This window comes from uncultured Roseovarius sp. (assembly GCF_963972555.1).
Classification (GTDB): domain Bacteria; phylum Pseudomonadota; class Alphaproteobacteria; order Rhodobacterales; family Rhodobacteraceae; genus Roseovarius; species Roseovarius mucosus.
In genome coordinates, this window is sequence record NZ_CAXAUM010000006.1 from 103,019 (window position 1) to 119,516 (window position 16,498).

The 16,498-nt window shown below is 61.7% G+C and carries 31 protein-coding genes and 1 tRNA gene; 22 read left to right on the top strand and 10 right to left on the bottom strand.

All coding sequences use genetic code 11. The features are described 5' to 3' along the window. Positions 1–282: 282 nt before the first annotated feature. Genes AACZ65_RS07980 through AACZ65_RS08010 form a run of 7 tightly spaced genes read right to left on the bottom strand, consistent with a single transcriptional unit; the run spans position 283 to position 3,162 of the window. Entirely contained in the window at positions 283–747 is a 465-nt protein-coding gene (locus AACZ65_RS07980) for a hypothetical protein (RefSeq protein WP_339669681.1), read from the bottom strand. Then, positions 744–1,289: an MT-A70 family methyltransferase gene (locus tag AACZ65_RS07985; RefSeq protein WP_339669683.1), complete on the bottom strand. Its 546-nt coding sequence runs from the start codon at positions 1,287–1,289 to the stop codon at positions 744–746. The genes AACZ65_RS07980 and AACZ65_RS07985 overlap by 4 nt, the downstream gene beginning before the upstream one ends. Then, positions 1,286–2,110: a ParB N-terminal domain-containing protein gene (locus AACZ65_RS07990; protein WP_339669896.1), complete on the bottom strand. Its 825-nt coding sequence runs from the start codon at positions 2,108–2,110 to the stop codon at positions 1,286–1,288. The genes AACZ65_RS07985 and AACZ65_RS07990 overlap by 4 nt, the downstream gene beginning before the upstream one ends. Next, the gene (locus tag AACZ65_RS07995; RefSeq protein WP_339669684.1) at positions 2,107–2,352 is read right to left on the bottom strand and encodes a hypothetical protein; all 246 of its coding nucleotides are present in this window, start codon (positions 2,350–2,352) and stop codon (positions 2,107–2,109) included. Before AACZ65_RS07995 ends, AACZ65_RS07990 begins: the two co-directional genes overlap by 4 nt. After that, complete coding sequence (locus tag AACZ65_RS08000) at positions 2,352–2,543, bottom strand: hypothetical protein (protein ID WP_339669685.1); 192 nt, start codon at positions 2,541–2,543, stop codon at positions 2,352–2,354. The genes AACZ65_RS07995 and AACZ65_RS08000 overlap by 1 nt, the downstream gene beginning before the upstream one ends. Continuing rightward, the gene (locus AACZ65_RS08005; protein ID WP_339669686.1) at positions 2,540–2,896 is read right to left on the bottom strand and encodes a hypothetical protein; all 357 of its coding nucleotides are present in this window, start codon (positions 2,894–2,896) and stop codon (positions 2,540–2,542) included. Before AACZ65_RS08005 ends, AACZ65_RS08000 begins: the two co-directional genes overlap by 4 nt. Further along, on the bottom strand, positions 2,896–3,162 hold the full coding sequence (locus tag AACZ65_RS08010) for a hypothetical protein (protein ID WP_339669688.1): 267 nt from the start codon (positions 3,160–3,162) through the stop codon (positions 2,896–2,898). Before AACZ65_RS08010 ends, AACZ65_RS08005 begins: the two co-directional genes overlap by 1 nt. Positions 3,163–3,381: 219 nt before the next feature. Here AACZ65_RS08010 and AACZ65_RS08015 point away from each other — a divergent pair, with 219 nt between their 5' ends. The 19 genes from AACZ65_RS08015 (at position 3,382) to AACZ65_RS08105 (ending at position 12,469) form a co-directional block, all read left to right on the top strand. Then, positions 3,382–3,762, top strand: coding sequence for a hypothetical protein (locus AACZ65_RS08015; RefSeq protein WP_339669690.1), 381 nt, complete (start codon positions 3,382–3,384; stop codon positions 3,760–3,762). 401 nt (positions 3,763–4,163) lie between these two features. After that, positions 4,164–4,838 carry a S24 family peptidase gene (locus AACZ65_RS08020; protein WP_339669692.1) on the top strand — a complete coding sequence of 225 codons (675 nt, stop codon included), beginning with the start codon at positions 4,164–4,166 and terminating at the stop codon, positions 4,836–4,838. Then, a complete protein-coding gene (locus AACZ65_RS08025) occupies positions 4,835–5,179 on the top strand; it encodes a hypothetical protein (RefSeq protein ID WP_339669694.1) in 345 nt (114 codons plus the stop codon). The genes AACZ65_RS08020 and AACZ65_RS08025 overlap by 4 nt, the downstream gene beginning before the upstream one ends. A 216-nt stretch (positions 5,180–5,395) precedes the next feature. Continuing rightward, entirely contained in the window at positions 5,396–5,677 is a 282-nt protein-coding gene (locus AACZ65_RS08030) for a hypothetical protein (RefSeq protein WP_339669696.1), read from the top strand. Positions 5,678–5,689: 12 nt separating this feature from the next. Further along, positions 5,690–6,319 carry a hypothetical protein gene (locus tag AACZ65_RS08035; RefSeq protein ID WP_339669698.1) on the top strand — a complete coding sequence of 210 codons (630 nt, stop codon included), beginning with the start codon at positions 5,690–5,692 and terminating at the stop codon, positions 6,317–6,319. 17 nt (positions 6,320–6,336) lie between these two features. After that, positions 6,337–6,651 (top strand): hypothetical protein, encoded by a 315-nt coding sequence (locus AACZ65_RS08040; protein WP_339669700.1) that lies wholly within the window; start codon positions 6,337–6,339, stop codon positions 6,649–6,651. Further along, a complete protein-coding gene (locus AACZ65_RS08045; RefSeq protein ID WP_339669702.1) occupies positions 6,648–6,878 on the top strand; it encodes a hypothetical protein in 231 nt (76 codons plus the stop codon). The genes AACZ65_RS08040 and AACZ65_RS08045 overlap by 4 nt, the downstream gene beginning before the upstream one ends. Continuing rightward, positions 6,875–7,114: a hypothetical protein gene (locus tag AACZ65_RS08050; RefSeq protein ID WP_339669703.1), complete on the top strand. Its 240-nt coding sequence runs from the start codon at positions 6,875–6,877 to the stop codon at positions 7,112–7,114. The genes AACZ65_RS08045 and AACZ65_RS08050 overlap by 4 nt, the downstream gene beginning before the upstream one ends. Beyond that, positions 7,111–7,401, top strand: coding sequence for a hypothetical protein (locus tag AACZ65_RS08055; protein WP_339669705.1), 291 nt, complete (start codon positions 7,111–7,113; stop codon positions 7,399–7,401). The genes AACZ65_RS08050 and AACZ65_RS08055 overlap by 4 nt, the downstream gene beginning before the upstream one ends. Before the next feature lie 2 nt (positions 7,402–7,403). After that, positions 7,404–8,315 carry a phage Gp37/Gp68 family protein gene (locus AACZ65_RS08060; RefSeq protein ID WP_339669707.1) on the top strand — a complete coding sequence of 304 codons (912 nt, stop codon included), beginning with the start codon at positions 7,404–7,406 and terminating at the stop codon, positions 8,313–8,315. Beyond that, entirely contained in the window at positions 8,306–8,539 is a 234-nt protein-coding gene (locus tag AACZ65_RS08065) for a hypothetical protein (RefSeq protein ID WP_339669709.1), read from the top strand. The genes AACZ65_RS08060 and AACZ65_RS08065 overlap by 10 nt, the downstream gene beginning before the upstream one ends. Beyond that, entirely contained in the window at positions 8,536–9,225 is a 690-nt protein-coding gene (locus AACZ65_RS08070) for a hypothetical protein (protein ID WP_339669711.1), read from the top strand. The genes AACZ65_RS08065 and AACZ65_RS08070 overlap by 4 nt, the downstream gene beginning before the upstream one ends. Positions 9,226–9,747: 522 nt before the next feature. Next, entirely contained in the window at positions 9,748–10,242 is a 495-nt protein-coding gene (locus tag AACZ65_RS08075) for a DNA N-6-adenine-methyltransferase (protein ID WP_339669712.1), read from the top strand. A 99-nt stretch (positions 10,243–10,341) separates the two neighbouring features. Then, entirely contained in the window at positions 10,342–10,875 is a 534-nt protein-coding gene (locus tag AACZ65_RS08080; protein ID WP_339669714.1) for a hypothetical protein, read from the top strand. Further along, a complete protein-coding gene (locus AACZ65_RS08085) occupies positions 10,865–11,122 on the top strand; it encodes a hypothetical protein (protein ID WP_339669715.1) in 258 nt (85 codons plus the stop codon). The genes AACZ65_RS08080 and AACZ65_RS08085 overlap by 11 nt, the downstream gene beginning before the upstream one ends. A gap of 1 nt (position 11,123) precedes the next feature. Further along, on the top strand, positions 11,124–11,465 hold the full coding sequence (locus AACZ65_RS08090) for a hypothetical protein (RefSeq protein WP_339669717.1): 342 nt from the start codon (positions 11,124–11,126) through the stop codon (positions 11,463–11,465). Next, positions 11,465–11,653: a hypothetical protein gene (locus AACZ65_RS08095; protein ID WP_339669719.1), complete on the top strand. Its 189-nt coding sequence runs from the start codon at positions 11,465–11,467 to the stop codon at positions 11,651–11,653. The genes AACZ65_RS08090 and AACZ65_RS08095 overlap by 1 nt, the downstream gene beginning before the upstream one ends. A gap of 222 nt (positions 11,654–11,875) precedes the next feature. Beyond that, the gene (locus AACZ65_RS08100) at positions 11,876–12,211 is read left to right on the top strand and encodes a hypothetical protein (RefSeq protein WP_339669721.1); all 336 of its coding nucleotides are present in this window, start codon (positions 11,876–11,878) and stop codon (positions 12,209–12,211) included. A 33-nt stretch (positions 12,212–12,244) separates the two neighbouring features. Then, a complete protein-coding gene (locus AACZ65_RS08105; protein WP_339669722.1) occupies positions 12,245–12,469 on the top strand; it encodes a helix-turn-helix domain-containing protein in 225 nt (74 codons plus the stop codon). A gap of 162 nt (positions 12,470–12,631) precedes the next feature. On the opposite strand, the gene AACZ65_RS08110 is transcribed toward AACZ65_RS08105, so the two are convergent. Together AACZ65_RS08110 and AACZ65_RS08115 are read right to left on the bottom strand one after the other, a co-directional pair. Beyond that, a complete protein-coding gene (locus tag AACZ65_RS08110) occupies positions 12,632–13,594 on the bottom strand; it encodes a site-specific integrase (RefSeq protein ID WP_339669724.1) in 963 nt (320 codons plus the stop codon). Positions 13,595–13,743: 149 nt separating this feature from the next. Further along, positions 13,744–13,829 (bottom strand) — tRNA-Leu (locus AACZ65_RS08115). Between the two features lie 143 nt (positions 13,830–13,972). On the opposite strand from AACZ65_RS08115, the gene AACZ65_RS08120 reads away from it, so the two are divergent. After that, positions 13,973–14,551, top strand: a complete 579-nt coding sequence (locus AACZ65_RS08120) for a YqaA family protein (RefSeq protein WP_339669898.1) — start codon at positions 13,973–13,975, stop codon at positions 14,549–14,551. Then, positions 14,551–15,015, top strand: coding sequence for a disulfide bond formation protein B (locus AACZ65_RS08125; protein ID WP_339669726.1), 465 nt, complete (start codon positions 14,551–14,553; stop codon positions 15,013–15,015). The genes AACZ65_RS08120 and AACZ65_RS08125 overlap by 1 nt, the downstream gene beginning before the upstream one ends. Before the next feature lie 7 nt (positions 15,016–15,022). Here AACZ65_RS08125 and AACZ65_RS08130 read toward each other — a convergent pair whose 3' ends face one another. After that, the gene (locus tag AACZ65_RS08130; RefSeq protein WP_037269691.1) at positions 15,023–15,451 is read right to left on the bottom strand and encodes an Lrp/AsnC family transcriptional regulator; all 429 of its coding nucleotides are present in this window, start codon (positions 15,449–15,451) and stop codon (positions 15,023–15,025) included. Between the two features lie 117 nt (positions 15,452–15,568). On the opposite strand from AACZ65_RS08130, the gene rocF reads away from it, so the two are divergent. Beyond that, positions 15,569–16,498, top strand: coding sequence for an arginase (gene rocF, locus AACZ65_RS08135; protein ID WP_339669729.1), 930 nt, complete (start codon positions 15,569–15,571; stop codon positions 16,496–16,498).

Here is a 16,498-nt window from a genome sequence, read left to right on the forward strand (position 1 = left end):
TTGCGCCGGTTCTCTCCGCATTGCAGGGCGCTGCAGGCACCGGAAACCCCGCCCACCCTCTCTTGAACGCTACCGCGCTCGGGGCGCGCGTCGACATCTCTATCCGTGCCCGATCGTCACCGGGCAGAGGGACGGACTTAACCGACGCGCGGCCAGAAAGCGGCCAGAAAAGCCCCCCCAGCCGGGGGGCCGGGGGGCAGTCCAACAGGGAGGTAATCGACGCAGGGAAACCGCTGCGCCCCGGCTCTGCCCCGGCAAGGGAAAAGGAAATGCCGGGGAAGCTCATAGCGCCACCTCTGCGGTGGCCGCGTAACTCAGACGGTGCCGCAGCGCGACGGTGAGCGCCTCATTCACCCGCGCCACGATCCGCAGGCGGTGCCAGCGCTGCTCGACCGCCACACGCGGCAGGCCCATATCCGCCCCGATCCGCGTGAAGTGATGGCCCCGGTCCTTGCGCGCCAGAATGTCGGCATCGAGCGCAGGCGACCACTTGGGGTGCGCCACGGCCCGCAATATCCGCGCCGCCTGATCTGGGCTCATTTCATAGGCCACGGCGTCCGGCACGGTCTTATGCACCGCGACAGCCAGCGCCTTGCGGCCATAGCGCCGGTGCGTGGCAAACTTCGTGCCCGTCTGCCGCACCAGCTTGACCACGACAGACCGATCACAGTCACAGAACTCTGCCGCCTCTGTCTGGTTCATGCCGCGCGCGGCACATTCGATCAGGCGCTTATGCAAATCACTCATGCCACAGCCTCGAACTTGCCCACCTGATTGCCCCATGCGGTCCAGCCGACACGCGCGCGCCGCGCGAACATCTCCAACCGCGCAGCCTCTGGCCAAGCCGCATCAATCGCTTCTTGCAGCGCCTCGGGCTTGCGGCTGTGCTCGCGCGTGGGGGCCTCGATCACGGAATCCGAAAACGGCGCAGGGCGCGGACAGGGGAACTTGCCCCGCTTGCCGATCAGCACCAGCTCATGCCGGTTGCGCGCCCAATAGCCCGTCGCGATCCGGCTCTTGACCCAAACGATCTGCGAGACATAGCGAAAGCCCCAAGCGCGCATCACATCCAGCCCGCCAACCAGGTGCGGGACCGTTACCCACATGAAACAGAGCGCATCCCGCGCGGCCCAATCCCGCACCGGCAAAGCGGCAATCTCGGGCACCGTCATGCAGGGATAATGCCGCATCGCGTTGCGACCGGGCCGCGCCACGGAATTCGAGGCAAACCGCCACGCTGGATCGGCGCAGATGATGTCGAAAGGGCCGAAATCGAGCGGCGCGGTCATGATGCCACCGCCTTTCGTTCCGTCAGCTCGGCAACAACCTTTCCCAGCACGATGGCCTTGGCTGGTGTGCCGGTCTGGCGGCTGGTAACACGCGCCTCATCCATCATCGTGAGAATGTCGAGGCCGTCGAAAATGCTGGCCAGATCAAGCACCAGAAACCGCTGGTTCATCGCCAGAGCGGGCAGCCAGACCGACAAAACAGGCCCGCCATAGCTTTCTATGTGATCGCCGCTCTCACTTTCCCGGATTGCCCGAAGACCGCCCGTCACGGCGTCGGACTCTCCGTTCTGCACCATCTTGCGGATCAGGTTGACGGCATAGACCATACCGGGGCGCTTGCTCGCCTGTGCGGGCCTTGACGTGCCAAGACCGCAGCCAGCGGCCTCGACCGCCGCCTTGCAATCCACCGCCCATTGCGTGCCTGCCGCCAATTCGGCGCGGTAGATCGTGGGCGCGTCCATTGAAATGCGGTCGCGGTTGATCGCGGCAAAGCCTGCCGCCTGCTCGGTCGGCGTCATCGGCACCGTCATGGCGGGCAGCTTTTCAATCCCGCAGAGCGCGGCAGCATGGGCGCGGTGCTGACCATCCACAACGGCCAACTTACCCCCATCGGTCGGGGCCACAAGGATCGGCTGATATTTGCGCCAGTCGAACCCGTTGGCAATGCGCTGGATGGCGCTGCGACCCTTGGCAGTGATGCTGCGCTGATAGCGCCGGTCAATCACCAGATCGGCCAGATCGGCCCAGATCAGCATCGGCTGCGGTTGATCCGCCAGCGTGGCGGGCTTGAAACCCGCGATATTAATCGCCTCGACGGTCATGCCGCCCACCACCGGGCAGGCATGCCCCCGTCGCGGTTCTCTGGGCGCGCGCCGGCGCGCGGCTCAGGCTCCAAACGCAGCCGCGACAACAGCCCCTGCACGCGCCCATTGCTCCAACTATTCCGCGTGATCTCAGCCATGCGCCGGCGCAATTCAGCACCTCTCAGGCCCTGACGATCCGCCAGATCGAGCAATTCCAGCGCCACAATATCCTCTGACCGGCTGTAGTTTTTCGCTGGCATCACCGCACCCCCTTGAGCAACTCAGCCCGCCGCCGCGCAAACGCTTCGGCCTCTTGGGGGCACAGCACCTGCCCCCGCGCCGACAGCGCCGCGCGCATCCCGTCCAATTCCTCGACCGAGGTTTCCGCCGCGATCTTGTCGATCAGCGTCACGGTCTGCCCCGCGCGCACCTTGGCCAAAAGCGCGCTCATGGCATCAACCCCAGAATGGAAAGACCCACCGGAATGGCCAGAACGGACAACCCCATCAGGGCAATGCAGCACACAAGCCCCCATGGCTGGCCCAGCTCCTCGCTCAAATTCTCGGGCGCGGTCAACGCCGCCGCGTCCTGCTGCTGCAACCGGGCAATCTCATCCGCCAAGGCCCGCGCATCCGCCACGCTCAGCGTGAACTTGGTCTGCACCTCACCAGCCCCACAGCAGCGCGCCATGATCGCATCATCACGCAGACCCGCGCCGATCTGGCGCAGCATGCCAGAGGCATCGGCAACCACCGCCTCACGCCGCCGCAGCATAACCTCGCGTCCCAGTGTCGGGGATACCATCACGCCGCCCTCCTGAAATCCGGGGCCAGATGCCGCGCGAACCCCTCGGGGTCCACCACGGCAATCACCGCCACCTTGTCGCCGGTCGGGCGCGTGACACCCTCCAGCCAGTTGCAGGCCGTGCGCTCGGTCACGCCATAGGCCACGGCGATCTCCGCCGCACTCAGCCCCGTGCCGCGAAAATACGCCCGCGCCCGATCCGGAAACGCCCGCGCAAACCCCGCCAGATCGACGGGACGCGGGCGGAAAAACATTTCGTAAGACATTGCATCCGTCCCTCTGCCATCCTGATCACATGGACCGCGATCAGGATTTGAAGCAGCAAGGGAAAGGACGGGACGGGGGGTCATGCCAGACCTCCCTTTTCGCTATTCAGCACAAAATCTGGACAGTGCACGAAATCCGACACAAGATCAGCGGCGTGCCGGGTGATCAGACCCGACACGCCCAACCACAGGTGCCATACATCGGAAAGGACACCACCCATGGAAACCGAAGACAGAACAACCGTGCACTTCGCCGCTCTGCAATTTGTAAAATCATCGGCGAAAATTCCCTCACGCAGGGAAGAAGCGGATGGATCAATCACCATCTCGGGCGGTCGCCCCGCAATCGCCCCACACTTTTCGGCCGATTTCAGCATCACATTCCATCCCGACGATTCGACGCAAAGACCGGTTTATCTATCGTGGGGCTGCACAGTTCCTGCCCAATCCGACAGCGACAAAGATCGTCCGTATTCAGAAGTCGAGGCCGAGGCATTTGCCGTCCTGTGCGGTCAAATCTCGGCTCTGGCAGCAGACCTGCAATCTCAACTTGCATCGCAGCAAGCCGCCGCTGCAGAGGGCGCGTCACCCTCAGACTGACCAGCGCCCCGGCGCCAGCACCGGCGATCAAAGAAAGCGCGAGACATGCGAGGGGATAGGTCATGCAGCCCCCCGGTCTTGTTCGGCTGCTGCTTCGGAAGGGCCCGCAAGCAACGCAGAATATGCCTTCGTCACGCTACCCCAAGCACGAAAAGAGGGCATGAACTCGCCTCTCTTCCATCGGCCCCATGTTGTTTCCGCAATGCTTGCCCGACGGCAAAGCTCTGCAACAGAAAAACCACGCTCTGCCAGCGCCGCCTCCATCTCGGGAATGTCATTGGGGTGAACCATGCATGCAGACCTTTTGTGCTTTTAAGCACGCAATATGCATTTCTGCACCAATGCAGTCAATGCACAAATGCAGCATGACCATGCATTTTCCTGCAGATACGTTGGGCGCTATGAAAGAACACTGGACCATCCGATACCTAGAGTATGTAAAACAGCACTCAGGCAGGACGCTCACGGCTATCGCCCGCGAGGCAGGTATCTCATCGACTACACTGACCCGACCAGTCAACGATCCCGATCACCCCTACGAGGTGAAAATCCAGAACATCGAGAAGGTTAGCCAAGTTACGGGAATACCATTCCAACCATTCAAAGATAGTGACGCCTCAACACTTTTGGAAATCCCCAACGGCGACCCCGCCCCGCAGGGTGCGCATCTGGTGCCGATCTACAATGTCGAGGCCAGCGCCGGGAACGGCGCGCATATCGGCGATGAATACCAGGTCGCAAGCCTGTCCTTCCCCGAGGGCTACTTGCAGCGCATCACCCGCGCCCAGCCCCGCAACCTGGCCGTGATCTCGGTCAAGGGCGACAGCATGATGCCCACGCTCTGCGATGATGACATCGTGATGATCGACACCACCAAGCGCGATCTGAGCTATGATGGCCTGTTTGTCATTCGCGACAATGGCGATGCCCTGCTGATCAAACGCATAGGCCGCGCTAGCCGCAGCCACCACATCACCGTGATCTCGGACAACCGCGATCACTACCCGCCCGTCGAACGCGCCCTCGGCGACATCGAGGTCATCGGCAAGGTGATCTGGAAAGGGGGCAAGGTATGAGCCACAAAGACCCGGAGTCGGAGCGTGTGGTTTTGCCTCATCAGAAAACCGTTGACCATCTCCAGAAACAAATCAACGAACTTAAATCGCTGGTATTGGGCCAGATAGACACTGACAAGCTGCTGTTGCGCGCCCTTATGGACCTCGATCTAATTGACTATCCGAGCTTGAAGAAAGCGCTTGAACACCTTCGAGAGAAATACTCGGAACACGGGCCAGCCGAAGAAATGTTCTCGGGCATGATCACTTCTTTTGAGACTTCACACGGACCACTTGAACAGCAGGACTCTTCGCCACAGCTGAGACTAGTTCGGCCAATGCCGCCAGATCACGACGATTGACCAGAACCTCAAGATTACACTTGTTTTCATCCATTGCCTCAGCCTCAGCCCCGCCATCGCGCGGGGCTTTTTGAGTCCGTCAGCCCATCGCTGACCGGGGCACTGTAGCACGGCGATTCGCGGCAGCATATGCGGTAATGCATTTTTATGCATTCCTGCATTGACACGTTATATGCATAACTGCATATTGCATCCATCAACCCGATGGAGCATCCCATGTCCGACACCCCGAACGACAAGCCGCAACCGGACGCCTTGCGCCAGCAGATCGAGGCGGTCAACGCCGCCTGCGACGAGGCGCGCTCTGATCCGGTCTCAGCTGTCCGCATCTCTTTTGGCGAAGACGCCTGGCTTGACCTGCACGCGGACGGCAACGGGCGGCTTTACGCCAATGCGATTCAGCTACCCGCGCGGCCCGCCGGTAAACTTGATACGGTCAAACGCCGCATCAATCAGCTTGGAACCCGCCTTCTGCGCCTCCTTGGCCTCTCGGGATAAGGCTGATTTTTGATGTTCACTTGGCCCGAAAGTCATCAGATCAGCGGCTTCAAACCGGCGCATCGTCGCGTCATAGAGCGCCTCTCGCCAGCCGTTATTGCCCTGCGTGCGGCCCAGCAGCACAAGCGCATCGCACAGCGCGTGCCAGAGCATGAAGGACGCAACAACGGCGTCCTCTTGCCTGATCTCGAGATCAAAATCGGGTTTCTTGTCAGTCATCTCAATGTCTCCGTGGAAGGTGCGTTTCTTCGGGGATGTGGCGGGCCGCACGCTGCAAACATGCGGCCCGCACCTGACCCTATCCGCTTTTCCACACAAATCCAGCCAAGCCGCGCGCCGCGCGCCACAGGAGGCATGACCATGTCCGACACCCTCCCCGATCCCGCCGCGATCCACTTCATCCGGGCCATGCGCCGGGTCGCCATTGCCCGCCTCTGCGAGGATGGCGGCGAGGCGGGCGTGCTGGGCCAGATGACCGATCACGGCAACCTCACCTGCACCGCCACACCGGGCAACATCACCGGCGACGGCGAGCAGCTCTACCAGACCCAATTCGCCATCAACGGCAAACCCATCTCGATGATGGACGCCGAGCGCATCGCCATGGGCGAACCCCTCGACACCCCCAGCCATATCCGCTGACCCGAAAGGAGACCACCATGACCCGCCCGACCGACACCCAAATCGCAGAGGCCCGCAAGCTGGTCTCCGATCCGGCCCTTTTCGGCCCCCGCCCCGGCGCGCGCGGCATCGCTTGGGCAACCCTCAAGCGCGCCCGTGGCCAGACCTACGATTTCACCCGCCTGCCCATGGTGCGCCACCACACCGGCGTGGGCCTCACGCTCACCGAACGGCTCGACGAAACCGCCGAAGACCGCCGCCGCCGCATCCACGCCCGCGCCGCAGAGCTGGGCATGGGCCCCTATGGCGGAGATGCAGCAGGAGCGCCCCCACAATCCAAAAGCGAAACATGAAGCCCGGCGCACCCGGCGTGTTGCTGGACCCACGCCTTTTGCGGCGCGGTGAAAAGATTGGCGGCGGCTTTTTCGTGTTCCGCCGCACCTCCGGAACGGGCCGCATCCGCGCTCCGGAATGGCCTTTTGAGCACCCAAGCCTAGGGGCCGCCATCGACGAGCGCGACCGCCTCGCAGCGAAGCACCCGAATGAGGAATTTATCGTGATGTTCGAGGTCCGCACATGAACACGCCAAACCTGATCCCCGACCGCGAAACAGAGTGCCGCATCTTGGCCCTGCTGCAATGCACCCACGCGATGCTGGCCGAGACCGACCGGCTGGCCGCGATCATCGCCGAGCTGATCGGCGAAGACCCCTCGGGCGATACGATCACCGAGGCCGTCTACAACGCCCAAGACCCGGCAACCGCCGTAATGTTTCTGCGCGGCGATCTGCCCACCGCAGGGAGGGCGCACGCATGACCCCCCCGCACAAATGGACCAGCGTCGACATAGCCCGCCACACGGCAGACGCCATGCGCGACGATGCCAACGAGTTCTCGGGCCTGCCACGGAAACACCGGCCCGCATACTACGCCGATCTGCGCAACGGCGGCCTCATACCGACAGAGCCCCCACGATGGCGCGTTTGGGCATGGATCGCAGGCGCAGCGGTTGCCGGTGCCCTGATCGGCGGCATGACCCTGCCCGCCACGCCCGCGCCCTATACCGGGCCGGGGTATGAGGCGGCTTGCCGGGGAGGGTGTTGAGGATGGCCGAGCAATCAAAAATCGAATGGACGGATCACACGTTCAATCCGTGGGAAGGGTGCCAGAAAGTCGCGCCCGAGTGCGACAATTGCTACGCCGAGAACCGCGATCAGCGCTTCACAGGCGGCAAGCATTGGGGGCCAAAAGCACCACGTCGCCGCACTAGCCCGAGCAACTGGAACAAGCCGCTGAAATGGAACCGCGATCACGCGGCCTTTTTCGCCGCCCACGGTCGCCGCCAGCGCGTGTTCTGCGCCAGCTTGGCAGATTGGGCCGACAACGCTGTGCCGCAGGATTGGCGCGTCGATCTATTCGATTTGATCCGCGCGACCCCGAACCTTGATTGGCTGCTGTTGACCAAGCGCCCGCAGAACATGACGAAGATGCTGCCCGCCGATTGGGGCAACGGCTGGCCGCATGTGTGGCTTGGCACCAGCGCCGGAACGCAAAAGACCGCCGATCAGAATATCCCGCACCTGCTGGCCACCCCCGCCGCGATCCGGTTTGTCAGCGCCGAGCCGCTGCTCGGGCCGGTCAACATGCTGGTCACGGATGCACGCGGTCACGATATTAGCGCGCTGCGCGGCATTGCCTGCGACCCAATGGACCCGGATAGCCCGGATGAATATTACCGAACCGGGAAAATTCATTGGGTGATCGTCGGCGGTGAGAGCGGCCCCAAGGCGCGACCGATGCACCCTGATTGGGCGCGGTCCCTGCGCGACCAGTGCCAAGCGGCTGGCGTGGCGTATTTCTTTAAGCAAAATGGTGAGTTCGTGTCTGTGAGCGAGGTAGAGGGGCCGGGGGATCACTACCGATTTCCTGATGGGGCAACCGTCCGTCGCACGGGCAAAACCCTCGCCGGTCGCACTCTCGATGGCCGGGAATGGAACGAGGTGCCGACATGCCCCTGACCTTTCACCAGCCCCACGATTACGCAGGCGCACGTATCGAGGCGCACTCGGGCCGCATGATCGTCGGCGCGGTGTTCCCCGGCAATCCCTGCCGCTGGTCTCTGTTCCTGACAACCCACCGGTCGCGCGAAGGCGTGGCCAAATCCGAACTCGCCGCCAAGAACGCGCTCATCGCCGCATGGGCCGACCTGCTGCGCGCGGCTGATTTGAGGGAGGGCGCATGATGCGAGTCCTGATCGCCTGCGAAACCTCTGGCATTGCCCGCCGTGCCTTTTCGGCCCTTGGCCATGACGTGTGGTCCTGCGATCTGGAACCGGCAGAGGATGGCAGCAACCGGCACATCATCTGCGACGTGCGCGACGGCATCCTGTGCGATGGATGGGACTTGCTGGCCTGCATGCACCCGCCCTGCACCCGCCTCTGCCGATCCGGGCGGCGCTGGATGAGCGGGCCGGGGAAATGGACCGCGCCCAAGAGCCTGCCCCGTGGCCGCACCCTGGACGATCTGCGCGACGAATTCGAAACCGGCGTCGAGGTGTTCACCGCTTGCTGGACCGCTCCGATCGACCGCGTGGCCATAGAGAACCCGGAAATGAACGACCTTGCCCGTGACCGCATGCCGGTCGATCTGCCAAGCCCTCAGATCGTGCAGCCGTTCTGGTTCGGCGAACCGGCCTACAAGGCGACAGGCTGGTATCTGCGCGGCCTGCCACCGCTGACCGAGACACAGCGCCTGCCAGAGCCGGAGCGCGGCAGCGACGAATGGAAACGCTGGAACCGCGTTCACCGCATGCCCCCCGGCCTCGAGCGCACCCGCCTGCGCAGCCGCTCCTACCCCGGCATGATGCGCGCCGCCGCAACCCAATGGACAACCGCAGCCACAGAGAGGGACCGATATGGTAACGCCTGAAATCCTGCGCGAGATACTGCGTTATGAGCCGAAAACTGGCCTTCTGTTCTGGCGCGAAAGGCCGCAAAGGTTTTTTCGCAACTACCGCAGTTGCCGGTCTTGGAACGGCAAATTTGCTGGCACCGAGGCACTCAATTCAGCGAACGATAGAGGCTATAAGTGCGGGAACATTTTCGCAAAGCACTATGCGTCTCATCGCGTCGTTTGGGCGATTGTCCATGGCGAGTGGCCCACCGAGCAGGTCGATCACATAAACGGGGATCGCGCAGACAACAGGATTGAGAACCTACGCGCGGTTTCATCGTGTGAGAACAATCAGAACAGGCAGATTCCGTCCAACAATTCGAGCGGCCAGATGGGAGTAAGTTGGCACAAAAGCCAACGCAAATGGTGCGCGAGCATAACGGTTGCAGGGCAGAGAAGTCACTTGGGTCATTTTAACTGCATAACCGCAGCGAAGTGCGCCCGCATCGCCGCTGAGGCCAAACATAGATTCCACAGCAACCACGGGAGGGCGAGAGCATGAGCAAGTGGGAAGCCTCTGGCAAATCAGACGAGTGGTTCACGCCCGCTTACATCATGGATGCGCTTGGGTGCCGGTTTGATTTGGACGTCGCCGCTCCGATAGATGGCCCGCGCCACTTGTTTTCTTACAACTGGTATCACCGGATCGACCGCAGCTTGTCGCGGCGTTGGTATGGTTTCGTTTGGATGAACCCGCCATACGGCGGGCGCAACGCTCTAATGCCTTGGGTGCAGAAGTTCATCACCCACGGCAACGGCATTGCGCTCCTGCCGGACCGCACGTCTGCCCCATGGTTCAAGCCGCTCGCGCAGGCTGATGCACTTTGCTTTGTCCACAGCAAAATCAAGTTCGAGCGACCAGACGGGACGCTTGGGGAGTCCCCCGGAAATGGGTCTGTGCTGGTAGCATGTGGCGAAAAGGCAGAGTTGGCGCTGATGCGCGCAAACGGCGTGATTGGCTGGACCATGACGCCGATAGGAATTGCCGCATGACCGCCCACCCCCACACCGCCGCTCCCCACGGCGGGCAGGCCAGCGCCGCGCCACTCACGGTCTCACCCGGCGCTGGCCGATAACAGAGAGGATAGAGGAATGGACACGACACGAAAAGCTGTGGATCAGTTGGGAACTTGGATTGCTGATAACGCAAGCCCGACAGGAATTGACTTGTACAATAAGGCTATTAAAGCCCTTCTCACCCGCGCCGAAGCCGCAGAGGTGAAAGCTGTGGATGCAAACAGGCGCGCCACAGATATGAGCGACCGATACATAGCAGAGTATCACGCCAAACTTGCCGCAGAGGCCGAGCGTGACGCGCTTGCGGCCAAGCTGGCGCTGGCGGTGGAGGCACTGACTGAAACCACAAAAGCCTTAGACGATATTATCAACGGCGAAGAATTCGGCGAAAGTGACAGCAAGAAAGCCCGCGCTCGATTGCACAAATCAATACGCACAATCGCCCAACTCACCGCAGACACGATCCCCGACCGCCGCATAGAGGGCTGGAACGCGGCGATTGAGGCGGCGGCGGAATTATACGAGGGCCAATTCGACAGGCTTGCTCGCCTAATCCGCACCATGCCCTGCCCCTACACGCCCAAGGAGAGCAAAGACCATGACCAGTGAAATACCAAAGCAAACCACGAATATCGACAACTGCACATTCAACACAAAAGCCGGACTGAACAAGGAGACTGCGAGAGCGGTGCAGTCAATAGCCGATGCGCTCAAGGCAAACGCCGAAGCACTTGAAATGCTTGCCCGGTCAATTAGCCTAGAAAATTTCAGCGCGTGTGGCATTCGCATCGACGGGCCGGCACACGGCATCACTCAAGCAGATTTGGACAGGCTCAATGCAGAAAGTGCAAAATAGTATGACCAGTAAAGCGGCGAACAACTGGAAGACACCAGTTATTCTTGACCTCTGCGATCATCTTGCTGCCTGCATGGTTCAGATGGACGCGACCGAGGCAATGAAAGACAACCTTAGATGCGTCAAAGATCATGTCCGTGAACTGGAAGCGCAACTCGCCCTTGAACCGGCCCCCGTGACACCGGCAGAGGCGGCAAGGGCATTAACTGGACATGGTGATGAGGTGCTTCTTGAGCCGTCTGTAATTATTGGAGAACACCTGAAAAACTACGGCTACGGCGTCCCAATTTCGGCGATTCGCGCTGCGATCCGCGCCCTCGCGGATGCAGGGGAGGCGGGGTGATGGATCTGGTCCCAATTTTGAACGCAGCCATCAAAGCGACCGGCGGCAACCCAAACAAAGATCATGTTGATGCATCCGATCTGGAGCGGGCGCAAAAGGCGCTGAGGTATGTGGATGCCCACATATCAAATATTCTCGGATATACTGAGATTGCATCGGTCACGCTCACTCACACCCCCGGAGACTGACCCATGCCCACGCGCGGACAAGTCAAAATCTACAAGCCCAGAAAGGCAGAGGCGCTCGCCCTCTGCGAAGCACTCTATGACGGTCGCTGCACGTGCCGAAAGCTCAGCCAAGGGCCGTGCAGTTCTTGGCTGCAAACCTTCCGCTGGTGTTACTCCGCAGGCATTTCTGACGTGCTGACCTATGAGCGCGACCGCATTGCACGCGGTGAAAGGACCTGACCCATGCCCCTGCCCACAAAAGACCGCCTCGCCGCCGAACTGCGCGCCGTCGCTGACAAGGCTCAACCCACCAACGCAGCCACATACCGGGCGCTCGCAGATCGCGCAGAGACTGGCGAGTTTGACGACTATGGCGACGTGCATGTGTGCGGCCCGACTGCGCTCTTTATCGAGCTCAGCAGGGCTGGCCTGACTAAGTTTGCGGCCCGTGTCGCAGCCGGTGAATTCGACGCCAGCCGCGAGGAAAGCGAGGCTTGGGCGCGATCCCAGACTGACCCCGAAGTGATGCGCATCATGGACGCCATGGGCATCGGCCCGGATAGATCAAAGGACAACTGACCCATGCCCGCCGCCCGCACAACGGAGAGACCCATGACAATAGAGGCGCAGATACAGCAAGCGACCGCCACCATTGCCAGCCTCGCAAGCGAGGTCCGGGCGCTGCGTGAGTTGATCGCCCCGCCGAGCGACATGCTGACGGTCGCAGAGGCGGCAAAGCGCTTGGGCGTGAGCCAAGACACCATCCGGCGCAAGGTGCGCTCGGGGGAACTGAAAACAAACGGCATGACCGGGAAGGCAAAGAGGGTGAAGGTATGAGCGGATATATTGCAATTGTAGCCGGGTCTTACCTAGCCTTTATTGCCTTCATTATGAACACTGAAAACTTTAGGTCTTCTATAATCTTTCGCATAGTTCCGGGCTTGCTTGGTCTCTTCCAAATCGCGGCGGGATTGATCGCGCTTGGTTGGGTTCAGTAGCCTAATCCAACCGCTGCGCAATGTCCTCTGCGGACTCGCGGTAATAGGTATTGCTGAGAATGCGCAGATCCCGGTGGCCGCTGATCTTGGCGAGCGTCAGAACGTCCACCTTGCGCGCCAGAGCGGTCAGAGCATAGGCGCGGGAATCGTGAAACGTCAGCCCTTTGATCATCGCCTTGGCCTTGATCTTGCGAAAGAGCGCGTCAAGCTGCGCGCTCGATAGCCCGAACACCGGATCACGGCCCACCAGAGGCCGCAGCAATTCAACCGCCGCCGCCGTCATGGGCACGTCGCGCGCGGTGCCGTTCTTGGTCATAGGCAGGTGCGCCACGCGCCGCTCAAGATCTACATTGGCCCATGTCAGCCCGCATATCTCACCGGCCCGCATGGCAGTCTCGCACGCGAACCGAAAAGCATGGAACGCCCGCCCGGTAGCTGTTGAAAGATCATCCCCGGCAACATGGGCCAGAGCCTCGATTTCCGCCGCCGTGGGGAGCCTGTCACGCGGCGCAGGCTCTTGCGGCTTGCGCACCCCTGTCATCGGGTTGTCGCGCATGAGGCCCCATTCCTCGCGCGCCTGCGTGAACACCGCGCCGAGCAGCCCCATTTCCCGCCTCACAGATCCCGGCGCTACCTCGCGCGCCCGCTGGTCACGCCATTCCGCGATGTGTTTAGGCTCCAGGTCGCCAAGCCGATGATGCCCAAGGTCGCGCCCCATCTTGGCCAGCCGCATGGCCTCCCAACGGTGCCCGCGCTTGGCCGGGGAAATCTCGCGGGCGTATCGGTCCAGCAGATCAGCCAATGACATCGCCGCCGCGATCTTGCGGCTATTGGCGATCTGGTATTCCTCATGCGCCGCCCAATCTTTCGCGGCTTGGCGAGTCGGGAATACCTTTGACTTGCGCACGCCCTTGCGGGCAATCTGCGCGCGCCAGCCTTTGCCGTGCTTTGTGATCGAGGCCATGGGGAATAGAATCGCGCACGTGGGGAAAAGATGCGCGAATGAATGCGTGAAAATGCACGCGGATAGCAAGCATGGGGGCGCATGGGGGCTGAGTTATCCCCAATAAATGCGCATTTTTGCCAATAACTGCACGTTACTGCGCGGGAAGTTGGTGCCCAAGGTGGGATTCGAACCCACACACCCGTAAAGGCGGCGGATTTTGAATCCGCTGCGTCTACCGTTCCGCCACTTGGGCACTGTCCTTTCTCTAGCCAAGCATACGACCGGCGTCCAGTGGCGAAAAGGACTCTCTTGGTGGAAATTGCACAAGAAATCTCTCGGGCCTTGACCCCGGCCAATTGGCGTGGTGTCTCGCGTCAGGCAACCCGAGAGACACCGATGATCCGCGCGCTTTATGACTGGACGATCCGCATGGCCGATCACCGCCATGCGCTTTGGGCCTTGGCGGCGGTGTCTTTTATCGAAAGCTCTATCTTTCCAATCCCGCCCGATGTGTTGATGATTCCAATGATCCTAGCGCGCCCTTCACGGGCATGGTTGATCGCGGTCGTAGCCCTTGTGTCCTCGGTTCTGGGGGGGCTTTTGGGCTATGCCATCGGTGCCTTTGCCTTTCAGGAGATTGGCCAACCGATCCTCACAGCCCTCGGCAAGGGCGACGCGATGGCCGAATTCAGCGGGCGGTTCAACGATTTCGGGTTCTGGGCTGTGCTGACAGCCGGCATCACGCCCTTTCCCTACAAGGTCATCACCATTATGTCCGGCTGGACCGCGATGCCGCTTGGTGTATTCATCGCTAGCTCAATTCTCGCACGCGGCATCCGCTTCTTTCTGGTCGCGGCCCTGTTGTGGAAATTCGGGGCCCCGGTGCGCGATTTCATTGAGCGCCGTCTTGGCCTCGTGACCATCGCCTTTGTGGTCCTGCTCTTTGGCGGCTTTTACGCGACGAGGTTCCTTTGATGAAACTAAGCCAGAAGCACCTAATTCTCCTCGCCGCAGGCGGGTCCGCAGCCCTCATGCTGGGCGCATTGGGGTTTCAGCACCTGGGCGGCATGGCCCCGTGCAAGCTCTGCATCTGGCAACGATGGCCGCATGTGCTCGCAATCGGTTTCGGCGCTGTAGCCCTCATTGCCCTGCCCCGCCTGTTCAGCCTTGCAGGTCTCTTGGCGGCCCTGACCACCGCGGTTCTTGGTGGCTATCACACCGGGGTCGAGCGTGGCTGGTGGCAAGGTCCGACCAGTTGCTCCTCCTCCGGTACGGACGGGATCAGCGCCGATGCGCTCTTTGAACAGATCATGGCGGCCCCCTTGGTTCGCTGCGATCAGGTGCCTTGGGAAATGCTTGGCCTGTCAATGGCCAGTTGGAACATGCTCGTGTCGCTGGGGTTGGCCGCACTCTGGCTGATGGCCTTGCGCGCGCGCTGAAGCTGCGTCAAGCCCCCGACTTCCAGGTATTGAGGAGCAGACTTGTCTCGGACTGGGCGATCCCTTCGAACCGCCGGATTTGCGCCAGCACCTTGTCGAGTTCCTCTAGCGTCTCGGTGCCAATCTCGACGATCACGTCCCACCGGCCATTGGTGGTGTGGGTCGCGCGCACGGCACTCAGCCCGTTGAGCTGACGCAGGATCCGGTCGGTACCGCGCCCTTCGATACCCAGCATCATGAGGCCCCGCACCGGATCGCGGGCCGCGTCGCCGCGCAGCACGACGGTAAAGCCAACAATCGCCCCGCTGGCACGCAGCCGCTCGATCCGCGCACGCACTGTGGTACGCGACATGCCAAGCCCGATCGCCAGATCTGACAGAGAGGCGCGCGCGTCATGCCGCAGCATGGAAATCAACCTCTGATCGGCATCATCCATTTCGCAAAATCCTTAATCCAATTTGCGCAATTACTGTCCTATTTGCGCAAAATAGCCGCTTCAAATCAACCCAATTCGGCGGCATCCTGCTTCTGAAGCGTAAAGTGAGAGCATCCGATGACCCCACAAACCATTCTTCTGATCGGTGCCCCGGTGGATAGCGGCAAGGACCGACGCGGCTGTCTGATGGGCCCTGATGCCTATCGCACTGCCGGCTTGGCAGAGGCGCTTGGAGATCTCGGGCACAGCTTACGCGATCTTGGCAATTTCTGCCCTGCTCCAGTCGCGGCCGATCCCGCCCTGCCTGCGCATGTTCACGCACCTGCAGAAACGGCGGGCTGGACGGCCACATTGATGCAGGCCGCAGAGAAGGCCATGCAAGAGGGGCTGCCGATCTTTCTGGGAGGTGATCACAGCCTCTCGCTTGGGTCCGTCGCGGGCGTCGCCAATCATGCCGCCACCATGGGGCGCCCACAATTCGTGCTCTGGCTTGATGCCCATAGCGATTTTCACACGCCGCAGACCACAGCCTCGGGCAATCTGCACGGCACGCCGCTCGGCTATGTCACGGGGCGCGCCGGGTTTCACGGCTTTCCCCCGGTGGCCCATCCGGTGCCCGAAGAGAATATCTGTATCCTTGGCCTGCGCTCTGTGGACCGGGCGGAACGCGAGGCGCTTCAGGCCAGCCGCATCCGCTATCACGACATGCGGGTGATCGACGAAGAGGGGATTTCCCGCCCGCTCGCGGCCTTTCTCGACCGTGTTGCTGCGGCGGGGGGCGCGCTGCATGTCAGCCTTGATGTCGATTTCATCGACCCGATCTTTGCCCCCGCCGTGGGCACCACGGTGCCCGGCGGCGTGACAATCCGCGAGGCACACCTGACGATGGAGATGATCTGCGACAGCGGGCTTATGACCTCGCTCGATCTCGTGGAACTCAACCCGTTTCTGGACGAACGCGGGCGCACCGCACAGGTGATGGTCGATCTCGCGGCCTCGGCGCTTGGCCGCCGTGTCTTTGACCGCCCCACCCAAGCCTATAGCTGA

Excerpts from the sequence above, each read along its gene's own strand:
- AACZ65_RS07980 (WP_339669681.1), bottom strand. The coding sequence starts at position 747 with ATGAGTGATTTGCATAAGCGCCTGATCGAATGTGCCGCGCGCGGCATG.
- AACZ65_RS07985 (WP_339669683.1), bottom strand. The coding sequence starts at position 1,289 with ATGACCGCGCCGCTCGATTTCGGCCCTTTCGACATCATCTGCGCCGAT.
- AACZ65_RS07990 (WP_339669896.1), bottom strand. The coding sequence starts at position 2,110 with ATGACCGTCGAGGCGATTAATATCGCGGGTTTCAAGCCCGCCACGCTG.
- AACZ65_RS07995 (WP_339669684.1), bottom strand. The coding sequence starts at position 2,352 with ATGCCAGCGAAAAACTACAGCCGGTCAGAGGATATTGTGGCGCTGGAA.
- AACZ65_RS08000 (WP_339669685.1), bottom strand. The coding sequence starts at position 2,543 with ATGAGCGCGCTTTTGGCCAAGGTGCGCGCGGGGCAGACCGTGACGCTG.
- AACZ65_RS08005 (WP_339669686.1), bottom strand. The coding sequence starts at position 2,896 with ATGGTATCCCCGACACTGGGACGCGAGGTTATGCTGCGGCGGCGTGAG.
- AACZ65_RS08010 (WP_339669688.1), bottom strand. The coding sequence starts at position 3,162 with ATGTCTTACGAAATGTTTTTCCGCCCGCGTCCCGTCGATCTGGCGGGG.
- AACZ65_RS08015 (WP_339669690.1), top strand. The coding sequence starts at position 3,382 with ATGGAAACCGAAGACAGAACAACCGTGCACTTCGCCGCTCTGCAATTT.
- AACZ65_RS08020 (WP_339669692.1), top strand. The coding sequence starts at position 4,164 with ATGAAAGAACACTGGACCATCCGATACCTAGAGTATGTAAAACAGCAC.
- AACZ65_RS08025 (WP_339669694.1), top strand. The coding sequence starts at position 4,835 with ATGAGCCACAAAGACCCGGAGTCGGAGCGTGTGGTTTTGCCTCATCAG.
- AACZ65_RS08030 (WP_339669696.1), top strand. The coding sequence starts at position 5,396 with ATGTCCGACACCCCGAACGACAAGCCGCAACCGGACGCCTTGCGCCAG.
- AACZ65_RS08035 (WP_339669698.1), top strand. The coding sequence starts at position 5,690 with ATGTTCACTTGGCCCGAAAGTCATCAGATCAGCGGCTTCAAACCGGCG.
- AACZ65_RS08040 (WP_339669700.1), top strand. The coding sequence starts at position 6,337 with ATGACCCGCCCGACCGACACCCAAATCGCAGAGGCCCGCAAGCTGGTC.
- AACZ65_RS08045 (WP_339669702.1), top strand. The coding sequence starts at position 6,648 with ATGAAGCCCGGCGCACCCGGCGTGTTGCTGGACCCACGCCTTTTGCGG.
- AACZ65_RS08050 (WP_339669703.1), top strand. The coding sequence starts at position 6,875 with ATGAACACGCCAAACCTGATCCCCGACCGCGAAACAGAGTGCCGCATC.
- AACZ65_RS08055 (WP_339669705.1), top strand. The coding sequence starts at position 7,111 with ATGACCCCCCCGCACAAATGGACCAGCGTCGACATAGCCCGCCACACG.
- AACZ65_RS08060 (WP_339669707.1), top strand. The coding sequence starts at position 7,404 with ATGGCCGAGCAATCAAAAATCGAATGGACGGATCACACGTTCAATCCG.
- AACZ65_RS08065 (WP_339669709.1), top strand. The coding sequence starts at position 8,306 with ATGCCCCTGACCTTTCACCAGCCCCACGATTACGCAGGCGCACGTATC.
- AACZ65_RS08070 (WP_339669711.1), top strand. The coding sequence starts at position 8,536 with ATGATGCGAGTCCTGATCGCCTGCGAAACCTCTGGCATTGCCCGCCGT.
- AACZ65_RS08075 (WP_339669712.1), top strand. The coding sequence starts at position 9,748 with ATGAGCAAGTGGGAAGCCTCTGGCAAATCAGACGAGTGGTTCACGCCC.
- AACZ65_RS08080 (WP_339669714.1), top strand. The coding sequence starts at position 10,342 with ATGGACACGACACGAAAAGCTGTGGATCAGTTGGGAACTTGGATTGCT.
- AACZ65_RS08085 (WP_339669715.1), top strand. The coding sequence starts at position 10,865 with ATGACCAGTGAAATACCAAAGCAAACCACGAATATCGACAACTGCACA.
- AACZ65_RS08090 (WP_339669717.1), top strand. The coding sequence starts at position 11,124 with ATGACCAGTAAAGCGGCGAACAACTGGAAGACACCAGTTATTCTTGAC.
- AACZ65_RS08095 (WP_339669719.1), top strand. The coding sequence starts at position 11,465 with ATGGATCTGGTCCCAATTTTGAACGCAGCCATCAAAGCGACCGGCGGC.
- AACZ65_RS08100 (WP_339669721.1), top strand. The coding sequence starts at position 11,876 with ATGCCCCTGCCCACAAAAGACCGCCTCGCCGCCGAACTGCGCGCCGTC.
- AACZ65_RS08105 (WP_339669722.1), top strand. The coding sequence starts at position 12,245 with ATGACAATAGAGGCGCAGATACAGCAAGCGACCGCCACCATTGCCAGC.
- AACZ65_RS08110 (WP_339669724.1), bottom strand. The coding sequence starts at position 13,594 with ATGGCCTCGATCACAAAGCACGGCAAAGGCTGGCGCGCGCAGATTGCC.
- AACZ65_RS08120 (WP_339669898.1), top strand. The coding sequence starts at position 13,973 with ATGATCCGCGCGCTTTATGACTGGACGATCCGCATGGCCGATCACCGC.
- AACZ65_RS08125 (WP_339669726.1), top strand. The coding sequence starts at position 14,551 with ATGAAACTAAGCCAGAAGCACCTAATTCTCCTCGCCGCAGGCGGGTCC.
- AACZ65_RS08130 (WP_037269691.1), bottom strand. The coding sequence starts at position 15,451 with ATGGATGATGCCGATCAGAGGTTGATTTCCATGCTGCGGCATGACGCG.
- rocF (WP_339669729.1), top strand. The coding sequence starts at position 15,569 with ATGACCCCACAAACCATTCTTCTGATCGGTGCCCCGGTGGATAGCGGC.